Genomic DNA, 22,891 nt, shown 5'->3' with positions numbered 1-22,891 from the left:
CCACGACGAGCCAGCCCTGGCACAGGCCAGCGAACGGGCGGCCGCTCCTCACCACCAGGAGCGGCCGCCCGTGTCATGCCCCCACGCAGTCCCTCAGATGCCCTTGTGGGGCCTCTGCGGACCAGCGAAGGCCGGTTGCAGCGTGCGCAGGACGTCCGACACACGCGTGTAGACACCGGGGCTGCCGGGGCGCCCACAGCCGCTCCCCCAGGACACCAGCCCGATCAACCGCCCTGAGGCCACCAGAGGGCCTCCACTGTCGCCCTGACAGGCGTCCGGACCGCCCGCGGCCTCTCCGGCACACAGCATGGAGCCGGCCCGGTAGGCGCCGTCCAGACCGCCCGGGTAGGCACGAGCACACAGATCGTCGGCCAGCACACTCACACGTGCGGCATGGAGCTGATGCGCATAGGCACCGCCGCCGGTCGTGTCACCCCATCCGGAGACCAGAGCCTGTGTCCCCGCCTTGTACGCCGGGTCACCCGCCGAGGCCATGGCCACGACCGCGCTCTGCGGCAGCGGCGTGGCAAGCGTGAGCACGGCGAAGTCGCCGGAGTTGGTGACCGGGTTGTAGCGCGGATTCACCCGGGTGCTCTGGACTGCGATCTCCTCACCCTCACTCGACAGCAGGTCCGTACGGCCCGCGATGACCTTGAGGTCGCGCGTCTCGTTCGGAGGCGCTCCCAGGACCTCCTCGTCCACGCAGTGGGCCGCGGTGAGCACGGTGGTCCGGGAGACCGCCACCCCGCCGCAGAACTGCCCCGCGCGCGTACCCCCGAACCGGTCACGGCTGGAGAGCGCCACGGTCCACGGGGCCTGCGAAATCTCTATCGGAAAACCCCCTACGACCACGCTGTCGGAGGCCGCCGGGGCAGCTCCCATCAGGGGTATGGCGGTCATGGTGGCCGCCAGGACCAGGGGCCGGATCAGGGCCCGGGCAATGGAACGGCGCATACATGCTCCTCACTCTGCGGTGGTGCTGGAACACCCAGAGTCAGCCACCGCACGACTGCGCGCAGCACGAAGGCCCGGCTCCCGCGAGGGGAGCCGGGCCTTCGTCGTCGTGCGACCGGGACCTAGTCGAGGTAGTCGCGCAGCACCTGCGAACGCGACGGGTGGCGCAGCTTCGACATGGTCTTGGACTCGATCTGACGGATGCGCTCACGCGTCACGCCGTACACCTTGCCGATCTCGTCGAGGGTCTTCGGCTGACCGTCGGTGAGACCGAAACGCATGGAGACTACGCCGGCCTCGCGCTCGGACAGGGTGTCCAGAACGGAGTGCAGCTGCTCCTGCAGAAGCGTGAAGCTGACGGCGTCGGCGGGGACGACGGCCTCGGAGTCCTCGATGAGGTCACCGAACTCGCTGTCGCCGTCCTCACCCAGCGGGGTGTGCAGCGAGATGGGCTCGCGGCCGTACTTCTGGACCTCGATGACCTTCTCCGGGGTCATGTCGAGTTCCTTGGCCAGCTCCTCCGGGGTGGGCTCGCGGCCCAGGTCCTGGAGCATCTGGCGCTGCACGCGCGCGAGCTTGTTGATGACCTCGACCATGTGCACCGGGATACGGATGGTGCGGGCCTGGTCGGCCATGGCGCGGGTGATCGCCTGACGGATCCACCAGGTGGCGTACGTGGAGAACTTGTAGCCCTTGGTGTAGTCGAACTTCTCCACCGCGCGGATCAGACCGAGGTTGCCCTCCTGGATGAGGTCCAGGAAGAGCATGCCGCGGCCGGTGTACCGCTTGGCCAGGGAGACCACCAGACGGAGGTTGGCCTCCAGGAGGTGGTTCTTGGCGCGGCGGCCGTCCTCGGCGATGATCTCCAGCTCGCGCTTCAGCTTCGGGGCGAGCTTGTCGGAGTTCGCCAGCTTGTCCTCGGCGAACAGACCCGCCTCGATGCGCTTGGCCAGCTCGACCTCCTGCTCGGCGTTGAGCAGGGGGACCTTGCCGATCTGCTTGAGGTAGTCCTTGACCGGGTCGGCGGTGGCACCGGCTGCGGCGACCTGCTGGGCGGGAGCGTCGTCCTCGTCCTCGTCGGAGAGTACGAAGCCGGCGCTCTCGGTGCCCTCGGGCTCGTCGGCGACCTTGGTGTCCTCGAGGACCTCGTCCTCGGTCAGCTCGACGTCGTCCGACTTGGCCGCGGTCTTCTTGGCGGCCGTCTTCTTGGCGACGGTCTTCTTCGCGGCCGCCTTCTTGGCGGTCGTCTTCTTGGCTGCTGCCTTCTTGGCGGGTGCGACTTCCTCGGTGGGGTCGTCGGCTGCCGGGGCGGTGGGCACGGCCGGGGCGGCCGTGGTGGCGGTGGCCTTCCTGGTGGTCACCGTCTTCGCCGCGACCGTCTTGGTGGCGGTGCGCTTCGCCGGGCTCTTCGCTGCGACGCTCTTTCGGGTGCGCTTGGGCTCTGCTGCACTGACCATCAGCGTCACACCCTCTTCCTCAAGGATCTGGTTGAGGCTGCGCAGTACGTTCTTCCACTGAGTGGCCGGAATCTGGTCAGCTTCGAAGGCCCGACGCACATCGTCGCCGGCGATCTGCCCCTCAGCCTTTCCCCGCTCAATGAGCGCCATGACAGAGACGGACTCGGCGATCTCCGGCGGGAGCGTACGGGATGTGCTGGCCGACACGAACAACCTCTCGGAACGTTGGAAAACGGCTTCCGGCCCCGTCCACATCGGACAGGAGCCGACCACCGGCCTGGGGATGGGCCGACGGAGCGGGCGGGGGCCGGGAAGATGCACAGCGCCTGTCATGGCGTCCGTATTCCCTCCGCGGCTGTCACCTCTTAGGTCATCGCGCTGCTCCCGCGAGCGTTACGCCCAATCTGCGTGGCCCGAGTCACACCCCGTAAGCGGTCAAAAGCAGTCAGACATGGACAGAGGAGATCACTGTTGTGCCGACCAGGACAGCTCCGCCGGCATGGGCGGCCGGCCGCGTCGCCGGACCCCGCCGGATTCCCAAGGATCCGGCGGGGTCCGGCGACGGCCGGTTCCCAGGCCCGGCGCCGCCACGAGAACCACGAGAACGCGGCACACTGGCGACCGCACCGCCTTCGGTACGGGTCAGTGCTCGCGCGGGGCGGGAACCACGCGCTCCACCTCGGGGTGGACGGTGAGCAGTTGCCGCATCGCCGACTCCGCCGCCGTACCGTCGCCGGTGCCGAGCGCGTCGACGATCCGCGCGTGAAGCGCGAGCGAGGCCTCGTTCGGCCGGTCACATCCCGTGACCGGCCCACCGGAGACCTGGAGGGCGGCCGAGACGATCCCGGACAGGTGCTCCAGCATGCGGTTGCCCGCGATCTGGATGAGCAGCGTATGGAACTCCGTGTCGGCGCGCGAGAAGGTCAGCGCGTCACCCTGGGCCATGGCATGGCTCATGATCTCGACCATGTCGGACAGACGCTGCTGCACCTCCTCGCGTCCGTGCCCGGCGGCGAGGCGGGCGGCGAGCGGCTCGATCGTCCAGCGCAGCTCGCTCAGCTCGCGGCGCTGGTCGTCGCGCTGCGGCCCGAAGGCGCGCCATTCGATGATGTCCGGGTCCAGGAGGTTCCAGTCACTGACGGGACGCACGCGCGTGCCGACGTTCGGGCGGGCGCTGACGAGGCCCTTGGCCTCCAGGACGCGGAGGGACTCGCGGACGACGGTGCGGGAGACCTCGAAGCGCTGGCCGATCTCCTCGGGCACCAGCGGGCGGTCCGCCCCCAGGTCGCCGGAGACGATCATCTGACCCAGCTGCTGGACGAGTTGGCCGTGCAGTCCGCGTCCGCGGCTGCCCGCGGCGCGCCGGCCCACGCGGCCCAGCTCGGGGTCCGCTCCGTCCCAGGCGGGTGCTCCGACGCGGTCGGCCACCGGGGCCTCGGCGTAGGGGTAGCGGTCGAGATCGCCCGGGCCGGTCAGACCAGAGTCTGCGGAGCGGGCGGCGGTCATCATGGTGTGCGCAAGGGTACTCACGGATCCTTTGTCGGCGCCGCCTCCAACTCCCTTGAGGTCTTTGGTGAAAAGCACACGAAAGGGTGATCGCTCACCCCGTCGCAATTGACGCCTTATCGGAAAGAAACGGGCTTTCTCCGGGGAGTTGTGCGCACAGCAGGACCGCAAGCGTACGGACGGTCGTCATCGGACCCTGGCGCGAAGCGTCGTGACCATATACGCGCACAGCAGGGCCGCCAGCGACAACGTCAGTGCGCCACCCACGGGTTGGGCGACAACCCGGGCCATGGCGCGCACATACCGCTCCCCTCCGAAGGGCCACTGCACCAGAAAGACCTCCCGCATCCGCACCGGGAAGCCGGCCGCCGTCCGCACGGCGGGCCCCTGTAGCGCCTGGTGCACGGCGGGCACGACGAGGACGGGTACGGCGAGGACGGCGGCGAGACCCGCCGTCGTGGACCGGAAGACGCCGGACGCCAGGACACCGGCCCACGCGCAGCCGACGAGCAGCCCGAGCCAACTCGCACTGAGTGAGAGCCAGTCCGAGGGAACTCGTGTCAGCTCCCGTCCGTAGACGAGATAGAGCGCTTCGGCGTCACAGCCCACGGTGAGGAAGGCCAGCATCAGGGCGGCGGCTCCGGAGACGAGGAGTTTCGCGGTGAGCAGCCCCAGCCGGCGGGGGACGGTCCCGCGGTCCGCCGCCAGCGCGGGGTGGCGGAACTCGTCTCCGAAGGCCAGCGCACCGAGCAGCCCCGCCGCGAGCGCCGTGGGCGGCAGGGGAAGCTCCCGCGGCCATGCCGCGAAGAGCCGCGCCTGCGGGGCGTGGCCGAGCCTCGCCAGGAGTACGGCGGTGAGCGCGGACACCACCAGCACGACTCCGCAGGTGAGGAATCCGGTGCCGATCCCGGTGGCGCGCCGGAGTTCGTAGCGCAGGGGGCGCAGCGGACTGCGGGCGGGGCGGACCGAGATGGAGGGTGGGAGGGAGGACAGAGCGTCGTCGGAGGCAGGGGCGGCGTCGGCGCGCGAGCGCGCCGGTCGGCCGGCCTGCCCGGTCCGGGGCTGGGGGCCGCCGGGTCTCCCTGTGCCCGGATTCCGAGCGCCGGGGACGGTCGTGCCGACTGCCAGCGTGCCGACCGTGGTGGTGCTCGCGGTGTCGGCTTCTACTCCCGGCTCCGTGGAGGCCTCCGGGGAGTCGACCTCGAGTGCGGCCGCGAGGGGGCGGATGTCGGCGGCGATCACAGGCGCACCGGCGGGAGCCGCCGCCTCGGCACCGCCGGCCACTCCGGCCGCCGCAGCGGAGGCCACACTCGAGGACGTACGGTCGGCTCCAGGAGCAGCGCCGAGGGACGTACGGCCGGTTCCCGAGACGGTGTCGGCCTGCGACGGCCCCTCGGCCGGGGTGCCGTCGGCGATCCTGGTGCGGCTCGACAGGGAGACACGCCCGAGCGGCGGCCACTCGTCGCCGACGACCTCACCCGACTCCGGCTCCCGCCCCCGCTCCGGCGTCGAGACGCTGGACACCACCAGCTCCTGGTCCACGGACACGCGATCGGACACTGGTTGCACGGCTGGAGCGGCCCGATCCTCCGGCGACGAGCCGGACGCGGCTCGCACCGGCCCCTCCGGCGAGTGGTCCACCTCCGTCCGTTCCGGCCCGGCCGCCGCCTCCTCATCGGCCGCTCTCGCCTCGCCCCCGGCTCCTGCTTCCGCGCTCGGCCCCATGTCCCCGACCTCGTCGGCGAGTTGGTGGATGAGAATGCCGTGCCGGAAGGCGGTCTCGCCGATGTCGGCGGTCGTACTGCCGTACACAAAGAGGCGGTTGCCGCCCTCCCGCACGACCTCGACGGACCGCTGGTCGGTCCGGGCCTCCTTGGTGAGCAGGGCCGCGAGGCGGGCGGCGTGAGGGCTGCGGACGGCCACGCGCGGACGCAGCCGGGTACGGGCGAACTCCTTGGCCTCCAGATCGGCGACGATCCTGCCGTCGTCGAGGGTGACGACCCGGTCGGCCTCGCGTGCGGCCTCCTTGGAGTCGGCAGTCGTGAACAGGACGGTGCCGCCTTGAGTCGCGTGTGCGCGCAGCATGCCGTGCAGCCAGCGCGCCTCGCGGGCGGAGAGGCCGTCGGCGGGGTCGTCCAGCACGAGCGTGTGCGGGTCGGGCAGGAGGGCGCAGGCCAGTCCGAGTCTGCGGTCCATGCCCCGCGACAGGGTGCCGAGGCGTTCCTCGCGGAGGCTGGTGAGGCCCACGACCTCGAGGACCTCGTCGGCGCGCCGGGCGGGGACTCCCGCCGCCGCGCACAGCATGCGCAGATGCCCGCGGACCGAGCGGGCCGGATGACCGGGTACGTCGCCGAGGAGCACGCCGACTTCCTGTGCCGGGTGGGCGATCTGGTGCAGGGGCCGACCCTTGAAATAGGTGATGCCGCGACCCTGTTGGAGTTCGAGCATCAGTCTGAGCGCGGTCGTCTTGCCCGCGCCCTTTGCCCCGAGGAGGACGGTGACACGGCCGGCGGGCGCCTCGAAGGAGACGTCGTCGACGGCAGGCGGGTGACCCTTGCGGGGGTTGCTGGTCAGTCCGAAAGCCTGGATCACCTGCAGCAAGATAGCGCGGAGTGTCCGGTTTTTCGGGTATCACCTGATCTGTTCTTCGGTGGCGCGCAAGCCGGAGGGGGCTTTTGTCCCCCGTTCGATGGATCAGACCTCGGGACGGAGCATCGGAGGGTTGAGCAGGGTTGCACCGCCGGCTCGGAAGAGCTGGGCCGGCCGCCCGCCCTGGCGGGTGGTCGTACCGCCTGTCGGAACCAGGAATCCCGGCGTTCCGGTGACCTTGCGGTGGAAGTTGCGCGGGTCGAGGGCCACGCCCCACACGGCCTCGTAGACCCGGCGCAGCTCGCCGACGGTGAACTCGGGCGGGCAGAAGGCGGTGGCCAGCGACGAGTACTCGATCTTGGAACGGGCCCGCTCGACCCCGTCGGCGAGGATCTGGGCGTGGTCGAAGGCGAGCGGCGCCACCGGTTCGCCGTCGCGGCCGTATCCGCCCTGCTGGAGCAGTTCCTCGACCGGCGCCCAGCGCGCATTGCTCGCGTCGCCGCCGGCCCGCGGTGCGGGCAGGTCCGGGGCGAGGGCCAGGTGCGCGACACTGACGACCCGCATCCGGGGATCCCGCTTCGGGTCGCCGTAGGTGGCGAGCTGTTCCAGGTGGGCGCCGTTGTCCTGCGCCGGAGCCGAAGGGTCGTGGGCGCGCAACCCGGTCTCCTCGGCCAGCTCACGCGCCGCCGCCTGGGACAGGTCCTCGTCGGCCCGCACGAAGCCACCGGGCAGCGCCCAGCGCCCCTGGAACGGCGGCTCGCCCCTGCGTACCGCCAACGCGCACAGGGCATGGCGGCGCACGGTCAGCACGACCAGGTCCACGGTGACGGCGAAGGGCGGAAAGGCTGACGGGTCGTAGGGCATGCGGCGATCATAGTCGTCTGCCTGACGATAAACACTCCCTTCGTCGACCGCGCAGGCAGCGGTCCGCTTCGTTCCGGTATGGGGCACGCGGTGGGTTCCCGCTCCTCGTGCCGGTCGCGTCGTACGAGGTCACACGCCCAATTGCAGACCGTCCGCCGCCTCCTCGACCATGGCGAGTCCCAGTCGGCTGACCCGCACGGCGAAGGGAGCGCCCGCGACGCGCAACCCTGTCAGACCGATCTCGCCGAGGGGAGCGCTCTGCACCGGGCGCAGGGTGACGGTCCGGGCGGGGGCGTCGGGCCGGATGCCCGCCAGCGTGGTGAGGAGCAGGACCGCGGAGGCCGCGGCGGTGGCCGCCGGGCGGCAGGCCGCCGGGTGCGGGAGAGGAGCGCTCCCGGCAGCGCGCTGCTCACCCGCGAACATCTCCGGCAGCCGGTGGCCGAAGTGCTCCGCTGCCTCCAGCAGCCCCCTCAGCAGGCCGCTCGCCTCCTTCTCATGACCGGAGGCGGCCAGTCCGGCGACGGCGAGTGCGGTCTCGTGGACCCGCACGGCTCCGGTCCGGTGGCCGAACGGATTGTGTCCGGCCTCCTTCGTCCCGAGACCCCTCAGTCCCCAGCCCGCGTCCATCGCCGGGCCGCCGAGCAACCGGGCGAGCTGTTCGGTCTGCACCTTGTCGAGCAGGCCGGTGGCGAGCCGCCCGGCACCGAGCAGACCGGTGTCGAGCAGGTGCACGGCAGCGGAGCCGAGGTGCGGAAAGGGCCGGCCGTCCGCCGCCAGGGCCGCAGCCGGGCGCCCGCCGCGGTCCTCGACCCAGAAGTCCGTGCGGAACGCGTTCCGGACGTCCTGGGCCCACTGTCTCAACTCCGAGCCCCCTGGCCTGCCGTACGCATCGAGGAGATCGGCGCCGAGGACAGCGGCGCGATGAGCGTGGGCCTGCGTCTCACAGCGGACCGGGCCTCCCGGCTGAGGGTCGGGGAGGTAGGTGCCCTCACCGACGGTGGTCCGCAGCCAGGCCAGGCAGCGTTCGGCGGCGGGCAGCAGTTCCTGTGTCTCCTGCTCGGGGAGCCCCCAGCGGCGGGCCTCGGCGAGCAGGACGGGGAAGAGAAGCGTGGCCTCGGTACCCGTGCACACCGGCGGGAGGAGGGCTCCGGCGTCGCGTCGCGGACCGGGGATCAGGCCCGCCTGTGGGCCCGGGCCCGGAAGCTGGGTGCGGGCGAGGGTGCGCAACGTGCCCGCGGCGAGCCGGGTGCCGAGGGGCAGCGCCATCCGGGCCGCGGCGAGCGCCTCGGCCGGGGCCATGCCGCAGCGCCAGGGCGCGCCCGCCGCGAGGTAGGTGTCGGCGGGGTGCGCGGGGTCGCGCAGCAGCAAAGCCTGGAGGTCGTCGGCGGAGGCCCGGAGCAGAGCAGCCGCCCGCGGATCGTCGCCTGCCGCCCGGGCGGCCGCGAAGGGGCTCGTCGCGGCCTGGCCCACGGCGCGCAGCGGTCCAGCACCGTCCGGGCGTACTCGTAGTTCCACGCTTGCCGTTCCGCCCGGAGGCAGTTCCAGCTCCCAGCGCAGCAGGCCTGCGGAGGCCAGTGCGTCGGCGGGCGCGGGGTGCGCCGTGACACTGGCGCCGCCACCGGCCGAGGACCAGCGCAGACCCGAGTCATGGACGGTGGCCGGGAGTTCGGGGCCTGTCCTGCCGGAGGCGATGGCGCCGAGGTCCGCCAGGTCCGTGCCGAGGGCGACCTCGAGCGGGAGGCGGAGGGGGCGTGGGGAGGCGTTCTGGAGTGTGATGCGCTCGGTTCCGTCGGCGCTGCGGGTCCGCTCGACGACGACGTCGGGATCCGGACCCGCCCCCGGGGAGACACGCAGCGTCCCGACGAAGCGAGCCCGGTCCGCCCCGGTCATCCTGGCCTGCACCGCGAGCGGTTCCCGCCCGGCGATGCGGACCTGACACCGCGAGAGCAGGCGCCGGCCGCCCCGGTAGAACCCCTCCAGTCCTTGGCCGGCCAGCTGTCCCTGTTCGCCGCAGATGGCGAGACCCGGCAGGGCGACGCAGATCAGGGCGGCGTGTGTGGGTGGCAGGTCGGGAGCCGGCCGGGGCGTCGGGTACGGCGTGCGCGGGGAAGCGCCGGGAGTCGGTGCGGTGGTGGGGCGGCGCGGCCGGCTCGTGGGCTGGGCCGAGCCTCGGTGCCGGCCGTCGGTGGCTGGGGGAATCGGAGACGTGCCTGGGGGCGACGGTGGCCTGGGGACACCGATGCTTTCCGGTGTGGTGTTCCCGGCAGCGGGCTGCGGGAAGGGCGTGTGCCCGACGTCGGGCGGGTGGCTCTCGTCGACGGCGGAGAGCCGAGTCTGCTGCTGATGCATGCGATGGCTTCTTCTGCGCTCGGTGCGCCTCGGACGCGCTGCGCGCGGGGTGGAGCGCCCGGAGGGACAAGGGTCGTAGAGCGGCATGGCCCGTCCAGGCGCTCCGCCACTCAGGTGAACGGAGAGGGACTCCTCCTGGTCACGCCTCGCATCCGGCAAGCCGACCGAATGGCGGCGTGGCGGGCGGAAGCCCGGCAAGGCACCTGCGCGGAAGGAGGGACTCATCCCCCGCCCCTGTGTCCCGGCGCTCATCCGTCCCCCTCGGTCTCCCGCTGACCGCCCGCCGCCGCGGTGTCGCGGCTCGGGCTCTCACCGGAACGCGCGCGCATGCCGCCCGGCTTCGTGCTGCCCGGACGCGAAGGTCCGCCGGCCGGCGGTTCAGGGTGGGAGCCGGTCGACCGCCGCCGTACGTCCTCCCCCCGCGGCGGACGAGGGCTGCGGTCGCCGCCTTCCGCGGCCCGCGTTCGGCGACGGCGCCGAGAACCGCTTGTCCGCGAGGCGCGCTCACCCTGGCGACTGTCCGTCCGGGCGGCTGCTCCAGGGCCTGCGACGACCGTGTCCGAAGGGGCGCCCGGGGTCACTTCCGCTGCCGAATCTGCCTGCTCCACGGTGTCCGTCCGGGCGCGCCCCGCGCGTTCCGCACGCAGGCAGCGGCGGACCGACTCGGGGTCGAGTCCTTCGTTGCAGGCCTGGTGGAGGAGGCGGGCGAAGAGGTAGTCGGGGTCCGCGCCCAGTGCCATTGCGAGGGCTTCTCGGGCCTCCAGCTCGTCGCCGGAGGACCAGGCGACCCAGCCCGCCAGGGTGAGCGGGGCGGCGGCGTGCTCGCCGTACGGCCCCACGCAGCGGCGGGACAGTGCGCGCCAGAGCCGCAGAGCCGGACCGGCCTCGTCGTCCTCCATCCACGCGGCCGCCCGGTCGCGGGTCGTGCGGTCCTGGAGCCCGAGGATCAGCGTCGCCGCCTCGTCGTGGGTGAGCAGTTCGTCGTCGCGGAGGTCGGCCGGGTGCGTGCCGGACACCGGCGCCGCCGCGGCGAACCTGTGAATGATCCGCTCGGCGAGATCGAGCGTTTCCTCTGCCACGCTCTGCCGGGCCGTGTCGTCCAGGATGCGGGGCACCAGGGACATCCCGGCCGCGTCCAGGGCGACCTCCTGCTCCAGGGCGGCACTGGTCTCCCAGGGCAGCAGCCTGGCCCGCAGCTCACGGAGGGTGCCGCGCACCTGGATCCCTGCATAGGCGGCCGCGGCGGCCAGCACCGAGGTGCCGGGCAGGCCCATCGGTGTTCCGTCGTCAGGACAGCATCCCTCCACCGCGCAGCTGTAGGACCAGAAACGGCCGTCCGAGATACACAAGGCCTCGACCACGGGTGCGCCGAGATCGCCGCATTCCGTGCGCAGCTGGGCGATCAGTGGCTCGAGCCGGAGCATCACGTCCCGGCCGGTCTCGCCCTGGCCCGGTTCCTGGCAGACGTAGGCGACCATCTGCTCGGGCCGCCTACCCCGTCGCTCGCTGCTGGCCACCAGCCCCCGGACCAGCTGCTGCACGGCCTCCTCCCAGTCCTCGGTGCTCGCGGGGATGCCCAGCCGGGCCCGGCCGCCGAACCTGCCGCGGCCTTCCCGGTCGTGCAGGGCGACCAGCACGATGCTGTCCTCGGGTCGGTAGCCGAGCAGGTAGGGCAGGGCGTCGGCCAGCTCGGCCGGGGTGCGCAGAGTGACCTGGGTGTCGTGCGCGGACTGCTCGTTCAGCGGCTCTCGTCCGGCGATGTCGCCGTTTTCGAAGGGTCCGGTCGTTTCGCTGTGATTCGTCATGCGCAGACGATCTCGCGGATCACGAGATTCCGGTTGAGCCTGTGGATAACTCGAATCAGGGACACGACAAGGCCGGCCTCGGCCGTTGGCGCTCCGTCCACGGCTGGACCGTCGCGGTCGTCCGCTCGCGACCGGTGCCCACCCGATTGTCAGTCGCGTCCTGTTGTATGGGACGCATGGAGCACACGAGCAACGCGGACCTCCGGGCACAGGCCGACGCCGTCCTCGCCCGGCTCGTCGGGGACACCACGGGCACGGCCCGGCTGCGCGAGGATCAGTGGCGGGCGATCGAGGCGCTGGTCGCCGACCGGCGCCGGGCCCTGGTCGTGCAGCGCACGGGGTGGGGCAAGTCCGCGGTGTACTTCGTGGCGACCTCGCTGCTGCGGGCCAGAGGCGGCGGACCCACGGTGATCGTCTCCCCGCTGCTCGCGCTCATGCGCAACCAGGTGGAGGCCGCGGCCCGGGCCGGTATCCACGCCCGGACCATCAACTCCTCCAACACCGAGGAGTGGGAGGCCGTACAGACCGAGATCGAGGCCGGCGAGGTCGACGTGCTGCTCGTCAGCCCGGAGCGGCTGAACAACCCCGACTTCCGCGACCAGGTCCTGCCCAAGCTCTCCGCGGCGACCGGACTGCTCGTGGTGGACGAGGCCCACTGCATCTCCGACTGGGGGCATGACTTCCGCCCGGACTACCGCCGGCTGCGCACCATGCTCAGTGAGCTTCCGCCAGGTGTCCCGGTGCTGGCCACCACCGCCACGGCCAACGCACGCGTGACCGCCGACGTCGCCGAGCAGCTCGGCACCGGCGGCTCTTCGGACGCCCTGGTGCTGCGCGGGCCGCTGGACCGGGAGAGCCTGAGCCTCGGTGTGCTGCGGCTGCCCGACGCCGCGCACCGGATGGCCTGGCTCGCCGACCACCTCGACGACCTGCCGGGCTCCGGCATCATCTACACCCTCACCGTGGCCGCCGCCGAGGAGGTCACCGCCTTCCTGCGGCAGAGCGGGCACGCCGTCGCCTCGTACACGGGCCGGACCGAGAACGCCGACCGGCAGCAGGCGGAGGACGATCTGCTCGCCAACCGGGTCAAGGCGCTGGTCGCCACCTCCGCGCTCGGCATGGGCTTCGACAAGCCGGACCTCGGATTCGTCGTGCACCTGGGGTCGCCGTCCTCCCCCATCGCCTACTACCAGCAGGTCGGCCGCGCGGGCCGTGGCGTCGAGCACGCCGAGGTGCTGCTGCTGCCGGGCAGGGAGGACGAGGCGATCTGGGAGTACTTCGCGTCGCTCGCCTTCCCCTCCGAGGATCTGGTGCGCCGCACGCTGGACGTTCTCGCCCGGGCGGACCGGCCCCTGTCGCTGCCGGCGCTCGAACCCCTGGTGGAACTGCGTCGTTCCCGGCTGGAGACGATGCTGAAAGTCCTCGACGTGGACGGAGCGGTGAACCGCGTCAAGGGCGGCTGGACCGCGACCGGGCAGCCATGGTCGTACGACGCCGAGCGTTACGACTGGGTGGCGCGGCAGCGCAAGGCGGAGCAGCAGGCGATGCGCGAGTACGCCGCCACCACGGACTGCCGGATGGAGTACCTCCAGCGCCAGCTCGACGACGAGGACGCCAAGCCCTGCGGCCGGTGCGACAACTGCGCGGGACCGCGCTTCGCGGCCGACACGTCCGCGTCGGCCGTGGACGCCGCGCGCGTGGACCTGGACCGTGCCGGGGTCGAGGTGGAGCCCCGCCGCATGTGGCCGACCGGCCTCCCGGCGATCGGCATCGACCTCAAGGGGCGTATTCCGGTCGGCGAACAGGCCTCGTCCGGGCGGGCTCTGGGTCGGTTGTCGGACATCGGCTGGGGCAACCGGCTGCGGCCCCTGCTGGCACCCCAGGCCGCGGACGCGCCCGTGCCGGACGACGTGGCGCGAGCCGTGGTGGAGGTGCTGGCGGACTGGGCCAAGGGCCCCGGCGGCTGGGCCTCCGGGGCGGCCGGCGCGCAGGCCCGGCCCGTGGGTGTGGTCACCGTCGCCTCCCGCACCCGGCCGACGCTGATCCACTCCCTGGGCACCCGTATCGCCGAGATCGGCCGACTGCCCCTGCTGGGCTCCGTGGAGTACGCCGGTGACGCGTCACGGGTGTCACGCAGCAACAGCGCCCAGCGTCTGAAGGCCCTCGACGGCTCGCTGACCGTGCCGCCCGCCCTCGCCTCCGCGCTCGCCGAGGCCCGTGGTCCGGTCCTGCTGGTGGACGACTTCACGGAGACCGGTTGGACCCTCGCGGTCGGGGCGCGTCTACTCAGAAGGGCCGGCGCCGACGGGGTGTTGCCCCTGGTGCTGGCCGTCCAGGGCTGACCAGGCGTGGCGCGTGGGGCGTCGGCGCCCGGACCGACGCACGCACGTGCCGTGGTCGAACGCCACAGGGGTCATCAGGGGCACTCATGGGTAGGGATATAAGCCACGCACCGCCAGATAACAGTCGGTGGCCCCAATTGCTCGTTGCCGCATCCAAGTTCGACAGGAAGAATTGAAGTCCGCTCCCCGCACGGCTCGTCCGTGATCCGGCTGGGCTTTGCTGCGGTGCGCGGTCCCCCGAATCCGACCTCGCCCGCAGTGTGGGCGCGTAGCCGAAGGGAGGAACGTGACCTTCGGATTCGCCTCGTCCTCGGCGGCCTCATTGTCGACGTCCGCGTCCGCCGCTTCCGCCAGCCGCCTGCTCGAGCCCGCGGAGTGGGCAGCCGCCGGAATCCCCCTGCTGCGCAATCCCCGTGAGGTCGTCAGCGGGCTGCACGCCCGCCATCGTCCCAAGCCGTCCATGGCGATCGTGGCCGTGCTGGACCCCGACGAACGGCTGTGCGCCAGCGCCTCGTTCCTGCGCCGTCCGGCGCCGGCCGACGGCTGGATGTTCCGCAACGCGCTGCTCGCCCAGCTGCGCCGGGTCATTCCGCACGACCTGCGCCGCCGCACCCCGGTGCGCACCGCCGTGCTGCTCTACTGCCGTGAGGGCGACGCGCGTTGGACCGAGGAGGACGGTGCCTGGATGTGGGGGCTGCGCGACGCCTGCACACTGCACGGGCTGCGCTGCGGGGCGTACATCACGCTGACCGGTGACGGCTGGCAGGTGCTCGGCGAGGGGCGCGGCGGACGCCGGCCCAGCACCCACTCGCAGCCGGAGCCCTTCGCCATGTCGGAAGTCCCGGCCCCGGCACCTCGCACCGGCGGCCCGGTCTCCGAGGTGCTGCGCCGCGCGGCTGCTCGCTGAAGGCTCGGCTCCGGGTTCGGCCGCGTACGAGTCACGCGACACCGAGGCTCGTACGCGGTGCGGCACGGTCCGCACGACACCCGCGCGGTCCGCCCGGCACCCGGACGCACAGCCTCCACACGACCGCCCGGACGGTCCGACAGGCGGCCGTCCCCGGAGGAGGAACGGCCACCGCCAGTCATCCGGGCATGCCGAAAGCAGCACCGTGCGGATGCCCTCGGAGCTGCCTTCGCCGCCCCGGCACCCCTAGGTGCCGGGCGGGACTCAGACGCTCGCGCCCAGCACCGAGTTGATCTGCTGCGGGTCACCGCAGACGATCAGCAGTGCACCGGCCCGGGAGTGGGCCAGCGGAAGGGCGGTGGCGGCAGCGGCGGCGGAACCGCCGTTGACGGCCACGACGACCACGGGGCGGGACGCGGCACGGGAAGCGAGGGCGGCGTCCGTGTAGAACACGTCGTCACCGGCGTCATGCTGCGCCCAGTAGGAGGCTTCACCGAAGGACAGTTCGTGCTCGGCCCACGGGTGCTGGGAACCGGTGGTGATCACCAGCACGTCCGCGGGGGCACGGCCCGAGTCCAGGAGCAGGTCCACTGCCTCGTCGGCTGCGTCGAGCGCACCCTCGGCCGAGGCCGGGATCAGCTGGATCTGCGGGGTAGCCGCCGGGGCGGCGGCAGCGGAGGGGCCCGACGGGCCTGGCTTGGCCGGAGCCACGTCACGTTGCGTCCGCTGCACCGGCGGCGTGGGCCGCTGAGGGCCGGGACGACCGGGGCGCGACGGAGCCGCGGGGCGGGGGCCGGGTACGGGGCGAGGGGTCGGCGCGGTACGGCCGCTGGCGGGCGTGGCGCGGGGACCCTGGGCACTCTCGTGAATCTGAGGCTCCTCGGGAATGAGAGGCATGAGCTGATATCTATCAAACGTTGGTGCGGCGCGGGTGACCGGGTGGCACATCAGTGCGAGCGGAACCGTCAGAAATCGAAGCCGAGCTGACCCTCGATTTCCGGAGCGCCTCCGTCCGCCCAGCTGCGGACCTTCTTGAGGTGCCGCCACTGGGGCAGCGCATCAAGATACGCCCACGACAAGCGGTGGTACGGGGTGGGTCCCCGCTCCTCCAGTGCGGCCTTGTGCACGGGCGACGGATACCCGGCGTTGTCCGCAAACCTGAAGTCTGCATGGTCGATACCCAGTTCGGCCATCATTTTGTCGCGCTGAACCTTGGCGATCACCGACGCCGCTGCAACGGCCACGCACGACCGGTCGCCCTTGATCACCGTGCGCACCTTCCACGGGGCACCGAGGTAGTCGTGCTTCCCGTCGAGGATCACGGCGTCGGGGCGGACCGGCAGGGCGTCCAGGGCACGGACGGCGGCGAGCCGCAGTGCGGCGGTCATGCCCAGGTCGTCGATCTCCTCGGGGGAAGCATGCCCCAGGGCATAAGCCGTCACCCACGACTGCAGTATCTCGGCCAGTTCCATGCGCCGTTTGACGGTCAGCAGCTTGGAGTCGGTCAGGCCCTCGGGCGGCCGGCGGAGTCCGGTGATCGCCGCGCAGACGGTGACGGGCCCTGCCCAGGCGCCCCGCCCCACCTCGTCGACACCGGCAATGACCTTCGCTCCGGTCGTGGCGCGCAGGGAGCGCTCGACGGTATGGGTGGGCGGTTCGTACGGCATGGCGCCCTTAGCGTACGCCGCCTGGATCCTCGCGCGACACCCCAGGTCCCCCGGTCGGCACGGAGGTCACCGGCGGCCGGAATCAGGCGCCGTGCGGCCGCAACAGCGGAAGCATCAGCTGGTCGATCATCTCTTCCAGATCCTGCTCATTCCATTCGCAGCCGCACATCTTCGAGCGGTACATCATCATCGCCGGGATGGCGTCGAAGACGTAGCCATTGGCCGCGTCGGACCGCACCTCCCCTCGCTCTATTCCACGGGTGACGACCTCGCGCAGCAGCTTGAGGGTCGGCTCGACTACCCCTTCGAAGATCACACCATGGAAGCGCTCAGCCTGCGCCGGATCGCATTCGTGAATCACTGCGCGCAACGCGAAACCAGGGCGCGAGAACATGGCGTCCCGCGCTCGCCGGCACAGGGCCAGCAGGTCCTCGCGCACACTGCCGAGGTCGGGCACCCCCTCGAAGCGGGGCAGTCCGGCCTCGAGCGCATCGGCGACCAGATCCTCCTTGGAGGGCCAGCGACGGTAGACCGCGGCCTTGCCGGTCTGGGCGCCGGCCGCGACACCCTCCATCGTCAGGCCGTTCCAGCCGACCGTGCTGAGCTGCTCCAGAGCGGCGTCCAGGATCGCGCGCTCGAGCACCGCACCGCGCCGACGAGGGGAAGCCGCCCGAGCAGGGGCGGCCGTCCAGCGCGAGGTAACCATCTGAGTTTCTCCAGCAGACAAGGGGAAGCGGGGGTTCCGGGGCGGGGCTGCGTCGCGCCGCAGCAAGGGGGACGCGATACGCGACACAGGATTAAGTGAACGCTTGCGTTCACTGTTGGGGACTCACTACCGTTGACGCGACAGTGAACGCGAGCGTTCACTAACGCCTTTGTGGGGGACCCATAGTGACAACCTCTCAGCTCATCCAGGAACAGAAACCAGGAGCGGCCCGCCGGGAGGGGCATCCCGGCATAGCGCTCACCGTCATCGCGGCCTGCCAACTCATGGTGGTGCTCGACGCGACGATTGTGAACATCGCGCTCCCGCACATTCAAGACGCGCTCAAGTTCAGCACCACGGACCTCACTTGGGTGGTCAGCGCCTACACGCTCACCTTCGGCGGTCTGCTGCTCCTCGGCGCGCGGGCCGGCGACATCCTCGGCAGGCGTCGAGTGTTCATGACCGGCATCCTGCTGTTCACCTTCGCCTCGCTGCTGGGCGGCCTGGCCCAGGAACCCTGGCAGCTGCTGGCCGCGCGAGCCCTGCAGGGTGTGGGAGGCGCGATCGCATCGCCCACGTCGCTCGCGCTGATCACCACCACCTTCCCCGAAGGCCCCGAGCGCAACCGGGCGTTCGGTGTGTTCGCCGCGGTGTCGGCGGGCGGCGGTGCCATCGGCCTGCTCGCGGGCGGCATGCTGACCGACTGGCTCGACTGGCGGTGGGTGCTCTTCGTCAACGTGCCCATCGGCGTGCTGATCGCCGCACTCGCTCCGCTGTACATCAGCGAGTCCCAGCGGCACCCGGGGCGGTTCGACATCGCGGGAGCACTGACGTCGACGGCGGGCATGGCCTCGCTGGTGTACGGGTTCATCCGCGCCTCGGAGGACGGCTGGCGGGACGGTCTCACCCTCGGCTCGTTCGGCGCGGCGGTGGTGCTTCTGCTGGCCTTCGTCTTCACCGAGCTGCGGGCGAAGGAACCGATCACCCCGCTCAAGATGTTCCGCGACCGCAACCGCTCCGGCACCTACGTGGTCATGCTGAGCCTGGCGGCGGCGATGTTCGGCATGTTCTTCTACATCGTGCTGTTCGTCCAGAACGTGCTCGGCTACAGCCCGATCAAGGCCGGTCTGGCCTTCCTCCCCGTGACGGTCGCCATCGCGGTCGGCGCGGGTCTGTCTCAGCGGTTCCTGCCCACGCTCGGCCCCAAGCCGTTCATGATGACCGGCTCGGCGCTCGTGGCGATCGGGCTGTTCTGGCAGACCTTCATCACCCCTGACAGCTCCTACGTCGGCGGGGTCCTGGGCCCGATGCTGATCTTCGGCTTCGGCATGGGCCTGAACTTCGTGACGGTCACCGTCACGGCGGTCTCCGGTGTCGCCCAGCACGAGGCGGGTGCGGCCTCCGGACTGCTCAACGCCACGCAGCAGGTCGGCGGCTCGCTGGGCCTCTCCATCCTGACCACCGTCTTCGGCTCGGCGAGCACGGACGAGGCGAAGAAGCAGCTGCCGAAGTTCCTCGCGCAGGGCACGCCGGAGCAGCAGGCGCAGTTCGCCAAGACGCACCAGCTGCCCGCGCCCTGGGGGAGCGAGGTGCTCGCCCACGGCATCTCGATCGCCTTCATCCCGGCCGTGGCGATGGCCGGACTCGCGTTCCTCACCGCCTGGATGGCGATCAAGGTCCGCAGGAGCGACCTCGAAGCCCTCGCCGGGACGGCGGGCCCGGGAATGGGCTGACCCCAGCACAACGACGACCGGCACTGCCCATACCCTCCCGATCCTGGTCCGCCGCCTGCCCGAGCCGAGCCTCGTTCGGCTCGACGCGGGCGGCGGATACTGGGACAACGGGCGACAGTCACGCAGAGTTCCCGGCAGGCACGGAGAGTCGCAGAGACCGGAAGGGCCCTCAGAGACCTGCGGGCACCCAGTCCGGCAGCGCCTCGGTCCGCTCGACCCACTGAGCGGGCGGCGCCCCCGCCTTGCCGGACGCGAGCACACCGCCCACGATCGCGCAGGTGGTGTCCACGTCTCCGCCCACCTGGGCGGTCGTCCAGAACGCCGTCTCGAAGTCGGCGAGGGACCGCGCCGCGGACCACAGCGCGAAGGGGACGGTGTCATGGGCGCTCGTACGGCGTCCGCACCCCAGAACGGCGGCGACCGTGCCCGCGTCGCCGTAGTCGAGCATGTCCCGGGCACGGCGCAGCCCGGCGCCGACGGCGCTCTTCGGCACCAGGGCGATGACACCGTCGAGGAGCGCCTCGGGGCTGGGCGGTCCGTCGGGCGAGGCGGCCAGCGAGGCGGCTGCCGCGACGGCCATCGCGCCGACCACGGCCTCACGGTGCTGATGCGTGGGATAGGCCGAGATCTCCGCCTGGTGGGTCGCCTGCTCCGGATCGTCCGCGTACCAGGCACCCAGGGGTGCGATGCGCATCGCGGCGCCGTTGCCCCAGGAGCCCTGTCCGTTGAAGAGCCCCGCGGCCAGCTCACGCCAGTCCTGGCCCTCCCGGACGAGGCGGAGCAGCCGGTTGACGGCGGGGCCGTAGCCGCGGTCGAAGTCGTGGTGCTCGGCGAAGGAGCGGGCCAGTGCGTCCTGGTCGAGGCGCTGGTGGGCGGCCAGGACGGCCACCACGGAGCAGGCCATCTCCGTGTCGTCGGTCCACTGCCAGGGGCCCACGGGCGCCTCGCGGCTCTTGAGCAGGGGGTAGTTCACCGGAACGAAGAACTGCGAGCCCAGCGCGTCCCCCACCGCAAGTCCGCGCAGGCTGGCCAGGGCGCGCTCCAGGCGCCGGAGAGAAGAAGAGGAATCAGCGGTCATCGCTCTGCCACTCTATCCGGTGACCCAGTTCGGCACCGGGTCCCGCCAGCGCTCGAAGGGCCGGTCGAGGGTGTACTTGTCATCGTCCCCGAGAACGAGCATCCGCATCTCGGCGTTCCCGGGGTTCGACAGCGACTCGAATTCCGCGACCGTCCAGTGGAACCAGCGCATGCAGAACAGCCGCATCGCGAGTCCGTGAGTCACCAGGAGCACGTTCGGCGGATGGTCGGGGGCCTCGAAGCTGCGGAACAGGCTCTCCAGGAAGCCGCCGACCCGGTCGTACACGTCGGCGCCGGACTCCCCCTGCGGGAAACGGAAGAAGAAGTGGCCGTACGCGTCCCGGTACGCCTTCTGCAGGCGTACGTCGTCGCGGTCCTGCCAGTTGCCCCAGTCCTGCTCGCGCAGCCTGGGTTCCTCCCGCACCCGTATGAGGTCGGGGTCGAGGTGAAAGGCGCGCAGGGTCTCGAGCGTACGGCGGTACGGGGAGACGTACACGCTCACGCGCTCCCGGCCGAACAGTTCCCGAAGCGTCTTGCCGGTCTCCTCGGCCTGCCGCCAGCCGCGTTCGGTCAGCGCGAGAGCATGGTCGGGCTCCCGCTCGTACACGGAGTCATCAACATTGCCCGTTGACTCGCCGTGCCGGACAAGGACGATGCGCCGTGGTCGTGCCATGCCAAAACCCTAGATCGTGCCGGGGACGGTCGAGCACTCGAACGGGTCCCATACGGCGTAGGTCACACGAATCCCGTGGATGGAACCGCTCCCGGCATGCCATTCATACGTTGGATTTTCCAACTGTCTCAGACCGTCCAGGACGGTTCCAGCTCCACGATGTCTCCGGAGAGGGCGGCGATGTCCGCCTCCGTCTGGGCACGCAGGGCAAGGCGCTCCACCCGTTCGGTGCGGTACTTGCCGTGCTCGGCCGCCGACCGCCACATGGACAGGACCATGAACTCGTGCTCGGGCGCCTCGGCGAACATGCCCCGGATCATGCCGGGTGAGCCGGCCATCGCGGGGTTCCAGACCTTCTCCTGCATGAGGGTGAAGTGTTCGACGCGCTCCTCGTGCACCCGGCAGAGGGCCACGCGGATCAGATCCGAGTCGGTGAACCGGGGCTCGAAGCCGGTCTTCACGTCGAAGCGGTACTCGAACAGCTTGACCTGGGCGTCCTTGAACGTGCCGGACTGGGCGGTCGCCAGGCGGTCGTGGGAGCGGGCCATGAAGGAGTCGTAGAAGGCACGGCTCTCCCAGAAGGCGAAGATGTGCGCCACTCCCGGCCGCTGCCGGCTCCAGCCTCCACCCTGCCCCCGAAAACCCGGCTCTCCCAGAAGCCCCGCCCATTTCCGCTGCCCCCGCTCGAAGCCGCGGCGGTCCACCACGGTGCAGCGAATCCACTTGACCAGCACCGCGCCATCGTAAGGCCACCGGGCGTGGCGCCGGTCACGCTCCGGCGGAGATCGCCCGCGCGTGCGCCCCCGCGCGCGTGGCACGATGAACAAGGAACCCCGGCTCCAAGGAAGTTGGGGAAGAAGGATCTTCAGGGGGGAAGGGAGCCCGGTGACCGGCTTCAGCAAGGGAAACCGCAAGATCGAGGTCGCCCTCAAGTGGGACCCCAGTCCTGCGGGTCAGCCGCCCACAGACCTCGACGTCGTAGCCGCGACCTTCGTGTCCGGTGACCCGTACGGAACTCCGGCCTATCTGGTGCACCATGGCAGCCGCTCGCCGGACGGCACGATCTTCCTCAACCGGGACAGCACGGACGGCAAGGGATTCGGCTGGGACGAGGTCATGACGCTCGAACTGGACCGGCTCGACAGCCGGTACGCGCGCGTGGTGATCGGTGTCGTCATCCAACAGCAGTCCGGGCCCAGGACGTTCGTCAATGTGCTCAACCCGGCCATGCGCGTGCGTGAGGGCTACACCGTGCTCGCCGAGGACGACTTCGGCTCGGTCCTCGGGGCCACGGCGGCCACGATCGCCGAGTTCGTGCGGGACGAGTCCGGCGGGTGGAACTTCCGCGCCGGTGTCCACGGCTTCGACGAGGATCCGGCAACCTTCACCCGGGTCATGGGCAGGGCGAACCAGTCCTGACACTCAGGCCGTGTAGGGGGCCACGATCGCGAGTGTCCGGGCCAGTTCCTCCAGGAGGGCCTCGCGGTGGGTGGGCGAGCGCGGCAGCTCGTCCGTGTTGCGCCTGCTCACCCCGCGGTCGGCCAGGACGTAGAGCATCCGCAGGGTGCGCATGGCGTTGGAGGCCCAGGCCGGCACCGGGCCGGGCTCGCCGGTACGGAAGGCCGCTGCGACCGGAGCCAGCCAGCGCACCGAGTCGGCCTCGGTGAGGGCGGGGTGGGCGAGGATCTGCGCGAGCGCGTAGGCGAGGCGGTCGTCCTCCTGCGCGTCGAAGAGGTGATCCGTGGGCGCCAGCAACCGGGCGGTGGCCAATTCGGCGAGCGGCTGGGGTGGCTGGCCGGGGTGCCGGGCGAGTACCGCCAGGAGATCCGCTCCGTGAGCGGCGGCGTGCACCCAGCCCAGGTCCGGATCATGACCGCGCAGATCCGCCTCTCTGGGGTACCAGTCCGCGAAGGCGTCCCACCACTGCGGCCGCCAGTCGCCGGCCTCCACGATCCGGGCGAGGACGAGCGGCGCGAAACTGCGCGCCTGCACGACCGGGTCCTTCAGATGAACGGTCATACGGTCGCCCAGCCGGCCACGCTCCCCGGAGCGGAGCGCGGGTGTCCAGCGGACGGCCGCGAGGTAGGCGCCGTCGTCGCGCACCACGGGATCGGGTGAACGAAGGTCCTCGGCCAGGGTGTCGAGGGCCATGGCCCGGTCCGCCTCGGAGAGGTCGCGGATGTCGGCGTCGTACCGCTGAGGTGTGGTCATGAACGGAGGCTACGGCGCCCCGCGCACCCCGGAGAAACAACCGCAAAAGTA

Annotated in this window: 18 protein-coding genes; 4 read left to right on the top strand and 14 right to left on the bottom strand. The window is 71.5% G+C overall.

Going from position 1 to position 22,891, the window contains the following annotated elements; all coding sequences use genetic code 11:
• Nucleotides 1-93: 93 nt before the first annotated feature.
• The 7 genes from ACFYZZ_RS00520 to ACFYZZ_RS00490 all read right to left on the bottom strand — a co-directional run bounded on the left by ACFYZZ_RS00520 (nt 94) and on the right by ACFYZZ_RS00490 (nt 11,524).
• Nucleotides 94-954, bottom strand: coding sequence for a serine protease (locus ACFYZZ_RS00520; RefSeq protein ID WP_389169630.1), 861 nt, complete (start codon nt 952-954; stop codon nt 94-96).
• A gap of 122 nt (nt 955-1,076) precedes the next feature.
• Nucleotides 1,077-2,618, bottom strand: coding sequence for an RNA polymerase sigma factor (locus ACFYZZ_RS00515; RefSeq protein WP_389169628.1), 1,542 nt, complete (start codon nt 2,616-2,618; stop codon nt 1,077-1,079).
• Between the two features lie 435 nt (nt 2,619-3,053).
• Nucleotides 3,054-3,941 carry a FadR/GntR family transcriptional regulator gene (locus ACFYZZ_RS00510; protein ID WP_389169625.1) on the bottom strand — a complete coding sequence of 296 codons (888 nt, stop codon included), beginning with the start codon at nt 3,939-3,941 and terminating at the stop codon, nt 3,054-3,056.
• 162 nt (nt 3,942-4,103) lie between these two features.
• The gene (locus ACFYZZ_RS00505) at nt 4,104-6,509 is read right to left on the bottom strand and encodes an ATP-binding cassette domain-containing protein (protein WP_389169622.1); all 2,406 of its coding nucleotides are present in this window, start codon (nt 6,507-6,509) and stop codon (nt 4,104-4,106) included.
• A gap of 102 nt (nt 6,510-6,611) precedes the next feature.
• A complete protein-coding gene (locus ACFYZZ_RS00500) occupies nt 6,612-7,370 on the bottom strand; it encodes an NUDIX domain-containing protein (protein ID WP_386575904.1) in 759 nt (252 codons plus the stop codon).
• A gap of 129 nt (nt 7,371-7,499) precedes the next feature.
• Nucleotides 7,500-9,719, bottom strand: coding sequence for a glycogen debranching N-terminal domain-containing protein (locus tag ACFYZZ_RS00495; protein WP_389169620.1), 2,220 nt, complete (start codon nt 9,717-9,719; stop codon nt 7,500-7,502).
• Nucleotides 9,720-9,967: 248 nt separating this feature from the next.
• Nucleotides 9,968-11,524 (bottom strand): DUF4192 domain-containing protein, encoded by a 1,557-nt coding sequence (locus ACFYZZ_RS00490; protein WP_389169618.1) that lies wholly within the window; start codon nt 11,522-11,524, stop codon nt 9,968-9,970.
• Between the two features lie 176 nt (nt 11,525-11,700).
• Between ACFYZZ_RS00490 and ACFYZZ_RS00485 the strand changes: the two genes are divergently transcribed.
• Together ACFYZZ_RS00485 and ACFYZZ_RS00480 are read left to right on the top strand one after the other, a co-directional pair.
• The gene (locus tag ACFYZZ_RS00485; protein WP_389169616.1) at nt 11,701-13,866 is read left to right on the top strand and encodes a RecQ family ATP-dependent DNA helicase; all 2,166 of its coding nucleotides are present in this window, start codon (nt 11,701-11,703) and stop codon (nt 13,864-13,866) included.
• Between the two features lie 286 nt (nt 13,867-14,152).
• The gene (locus tag ACFYZZ_RS00480) at nt 14,153-14,773 is read left to right on the top strand and encodes a hypothetical protein (RefSeq protein WP_386575907.1); all 621 of its coding nucleotides are present in this window, start codon (nt 14,153-14,155) and stop codon (nt 14,771-14,773) included.
• Nucleotides 14,774-15,037: 264 nt separating this feature from the next.
• Here ACFYZZ_RS00480 and ACFYZZ_RS00475 read toward each other — a convergent pair whose 3' ends face one another.
• The 3 genes from ACFYZZ_RS00475 to ACFYZZ_RS00465 form a co-directional block, all read right to left on the bottom strand.
• Nucleotides 15,038-15,670 carry a hypothetical protein gene (locus ACFYZZ_RS00475; protein ID WP_389169614.1) on the bottom strand — a complete coding sequence of 211 codons (633 nt, stop codon included), beginning with the start codon at nt 15,668-15,670 and terminating at the stop codon, nt 15,038-15,040.
• A gap of 68 nt (nt 15,671-15,738) precedes the next feature.
• Complete coding sequence (locus ACFYZZ_RS00470) at nt 15,739-16,440, bottom strand: ribonuclease HII (protein WP_389169611.1); 702 nt, start codon at nt 16,438-16,440, stop codon at nt 15,739-15,741.
• Between the two features lie 82 nt (nt 16,441-16,522).
• Nucleotides 16,523-17,146, bottom strand: a complete 624-nt coding sequence (locus ACFYZZ_RS00465; RefSeq protein ID WP_389169608.1) for a TetR/AcrR family transcriptional regulator — start codon at nt 17,144-17,146, stop codon at nt 16,523-16,525.
• Nucleotides 17,147-17,331: 185 nt separating this feature from the next.
• Between ACFYZZ_RS00465 and ACFYZZ_RS00460 the strand changes: the two genes are divergently transcribed.
• Nucleotides 17,332-18,879, top strand: coding sequence for an MFS transporter (locus ACFYZZ_RS00460; protein WP_389169606.1), 1,548 nt, complete (start codon nt 17,332-17,334; stop codon nt 18,877-18,879).
• A 169-nt stretch (nt 18,880-19,048) separates the two neighbouring features.
• Here the strand turns inward: ACFYZZ_RS00460 and ACFYZZ_RS00455 are convergent, their stop codons facing one another.
• The 3 genes from ACFYZZ_RS00455 to ACFYZZ_RS00445 all read right to left on the bottom strand — a co-directional run bounded on the left by ACFYZZ_RS00455 (nt 19,049) and on the right by ACFYZZ_RS00445 (nt 21,363).
• The gene (locus ACFYZZ_RS00455) at nt 19,049-19,957 is read right to left on the bottom strand and encodes an ADP-ribosylglycohydrolase family protein (protein WP_389169603.1); all 909 of its coding nucleotides are present in this window, start codon (nt 19,955-19,957) and stop codon (nt 19,049-19,051) included.
• Nucleotides 19,958-19,969: 12 nt separating this feature from the next.
• Complete coding sequence (locus tag ACFYZZ_RS00450) at nt 19,970-20,629, bottom strand: histidine phosphatase family protein (protein ID WP_386575915.1); 660 nt, start codon at nt 20,627-20,629, stop codon at nt 19,970-19,972.
• 128 nt (nt 20,630-20,757) lie between these two features.
• Nucleotides 20,758-21,363 carry a YdbC family protein gene (locus ACFYZZ_RS00445; protein WP_386575916.1) on the bottom strand — a complete coding sequence of 202 codons (606 nt, stop codon included), beginning with the start codon at nt 21,361-21,363 and terminating at the stop codon, nt 20,758-20,760.
• 85 nt (nt 21,364-21,448) lie between these two features.
• Here ACFYZZ_RS00445 and ACFYZZ_RS00440 point away from each other — a divergent pair, with 85 nt between their 5' ends.
• Entirely contained in the window at nt 21,449-22,048 is a 600-nt protein-coding gene (locus tag ACFYZZ_RS00440; protein ID WP_389169600.1) for a TerD family protein, read from the top strand.
• Nucleotides 22,049-22,051: 3 nt separating this feature from the next.
• Here the strand turns inward: ACFYZZ_RS00440 and ACFYZZ_RS00435 are convergent, their stop codons facing one another.
• Nucleotides 22,052-22,840 (bottom strand): DUF2785 domain-containing protein, encoded by a 789-nt coding sequence (locus ACFYZZ_RS00435; protein ID WP_389169598.1) that lies wholly within the window; start codon nt 22,838-22,840, stop codon nt 22,052-22,054.
• Between the last annotated feature and the right edge of the window lie 51 nt (nt 22,841-22,891).

The sequence above is a fragment of the Streptomyces sp. NPDC001816 genome (assembly GCF_042892235.1).
Lineage (GTDB): Bacteria > Actinomycetota > Actinomycetes > Streptomycetales > Streptomycetaceae > Streptomyces.
The sequence above is the reverse complement of the archived record's forward strand: the minus strand, read 5'-3'. Positions and strand labels throughout refer to the sequence as shown.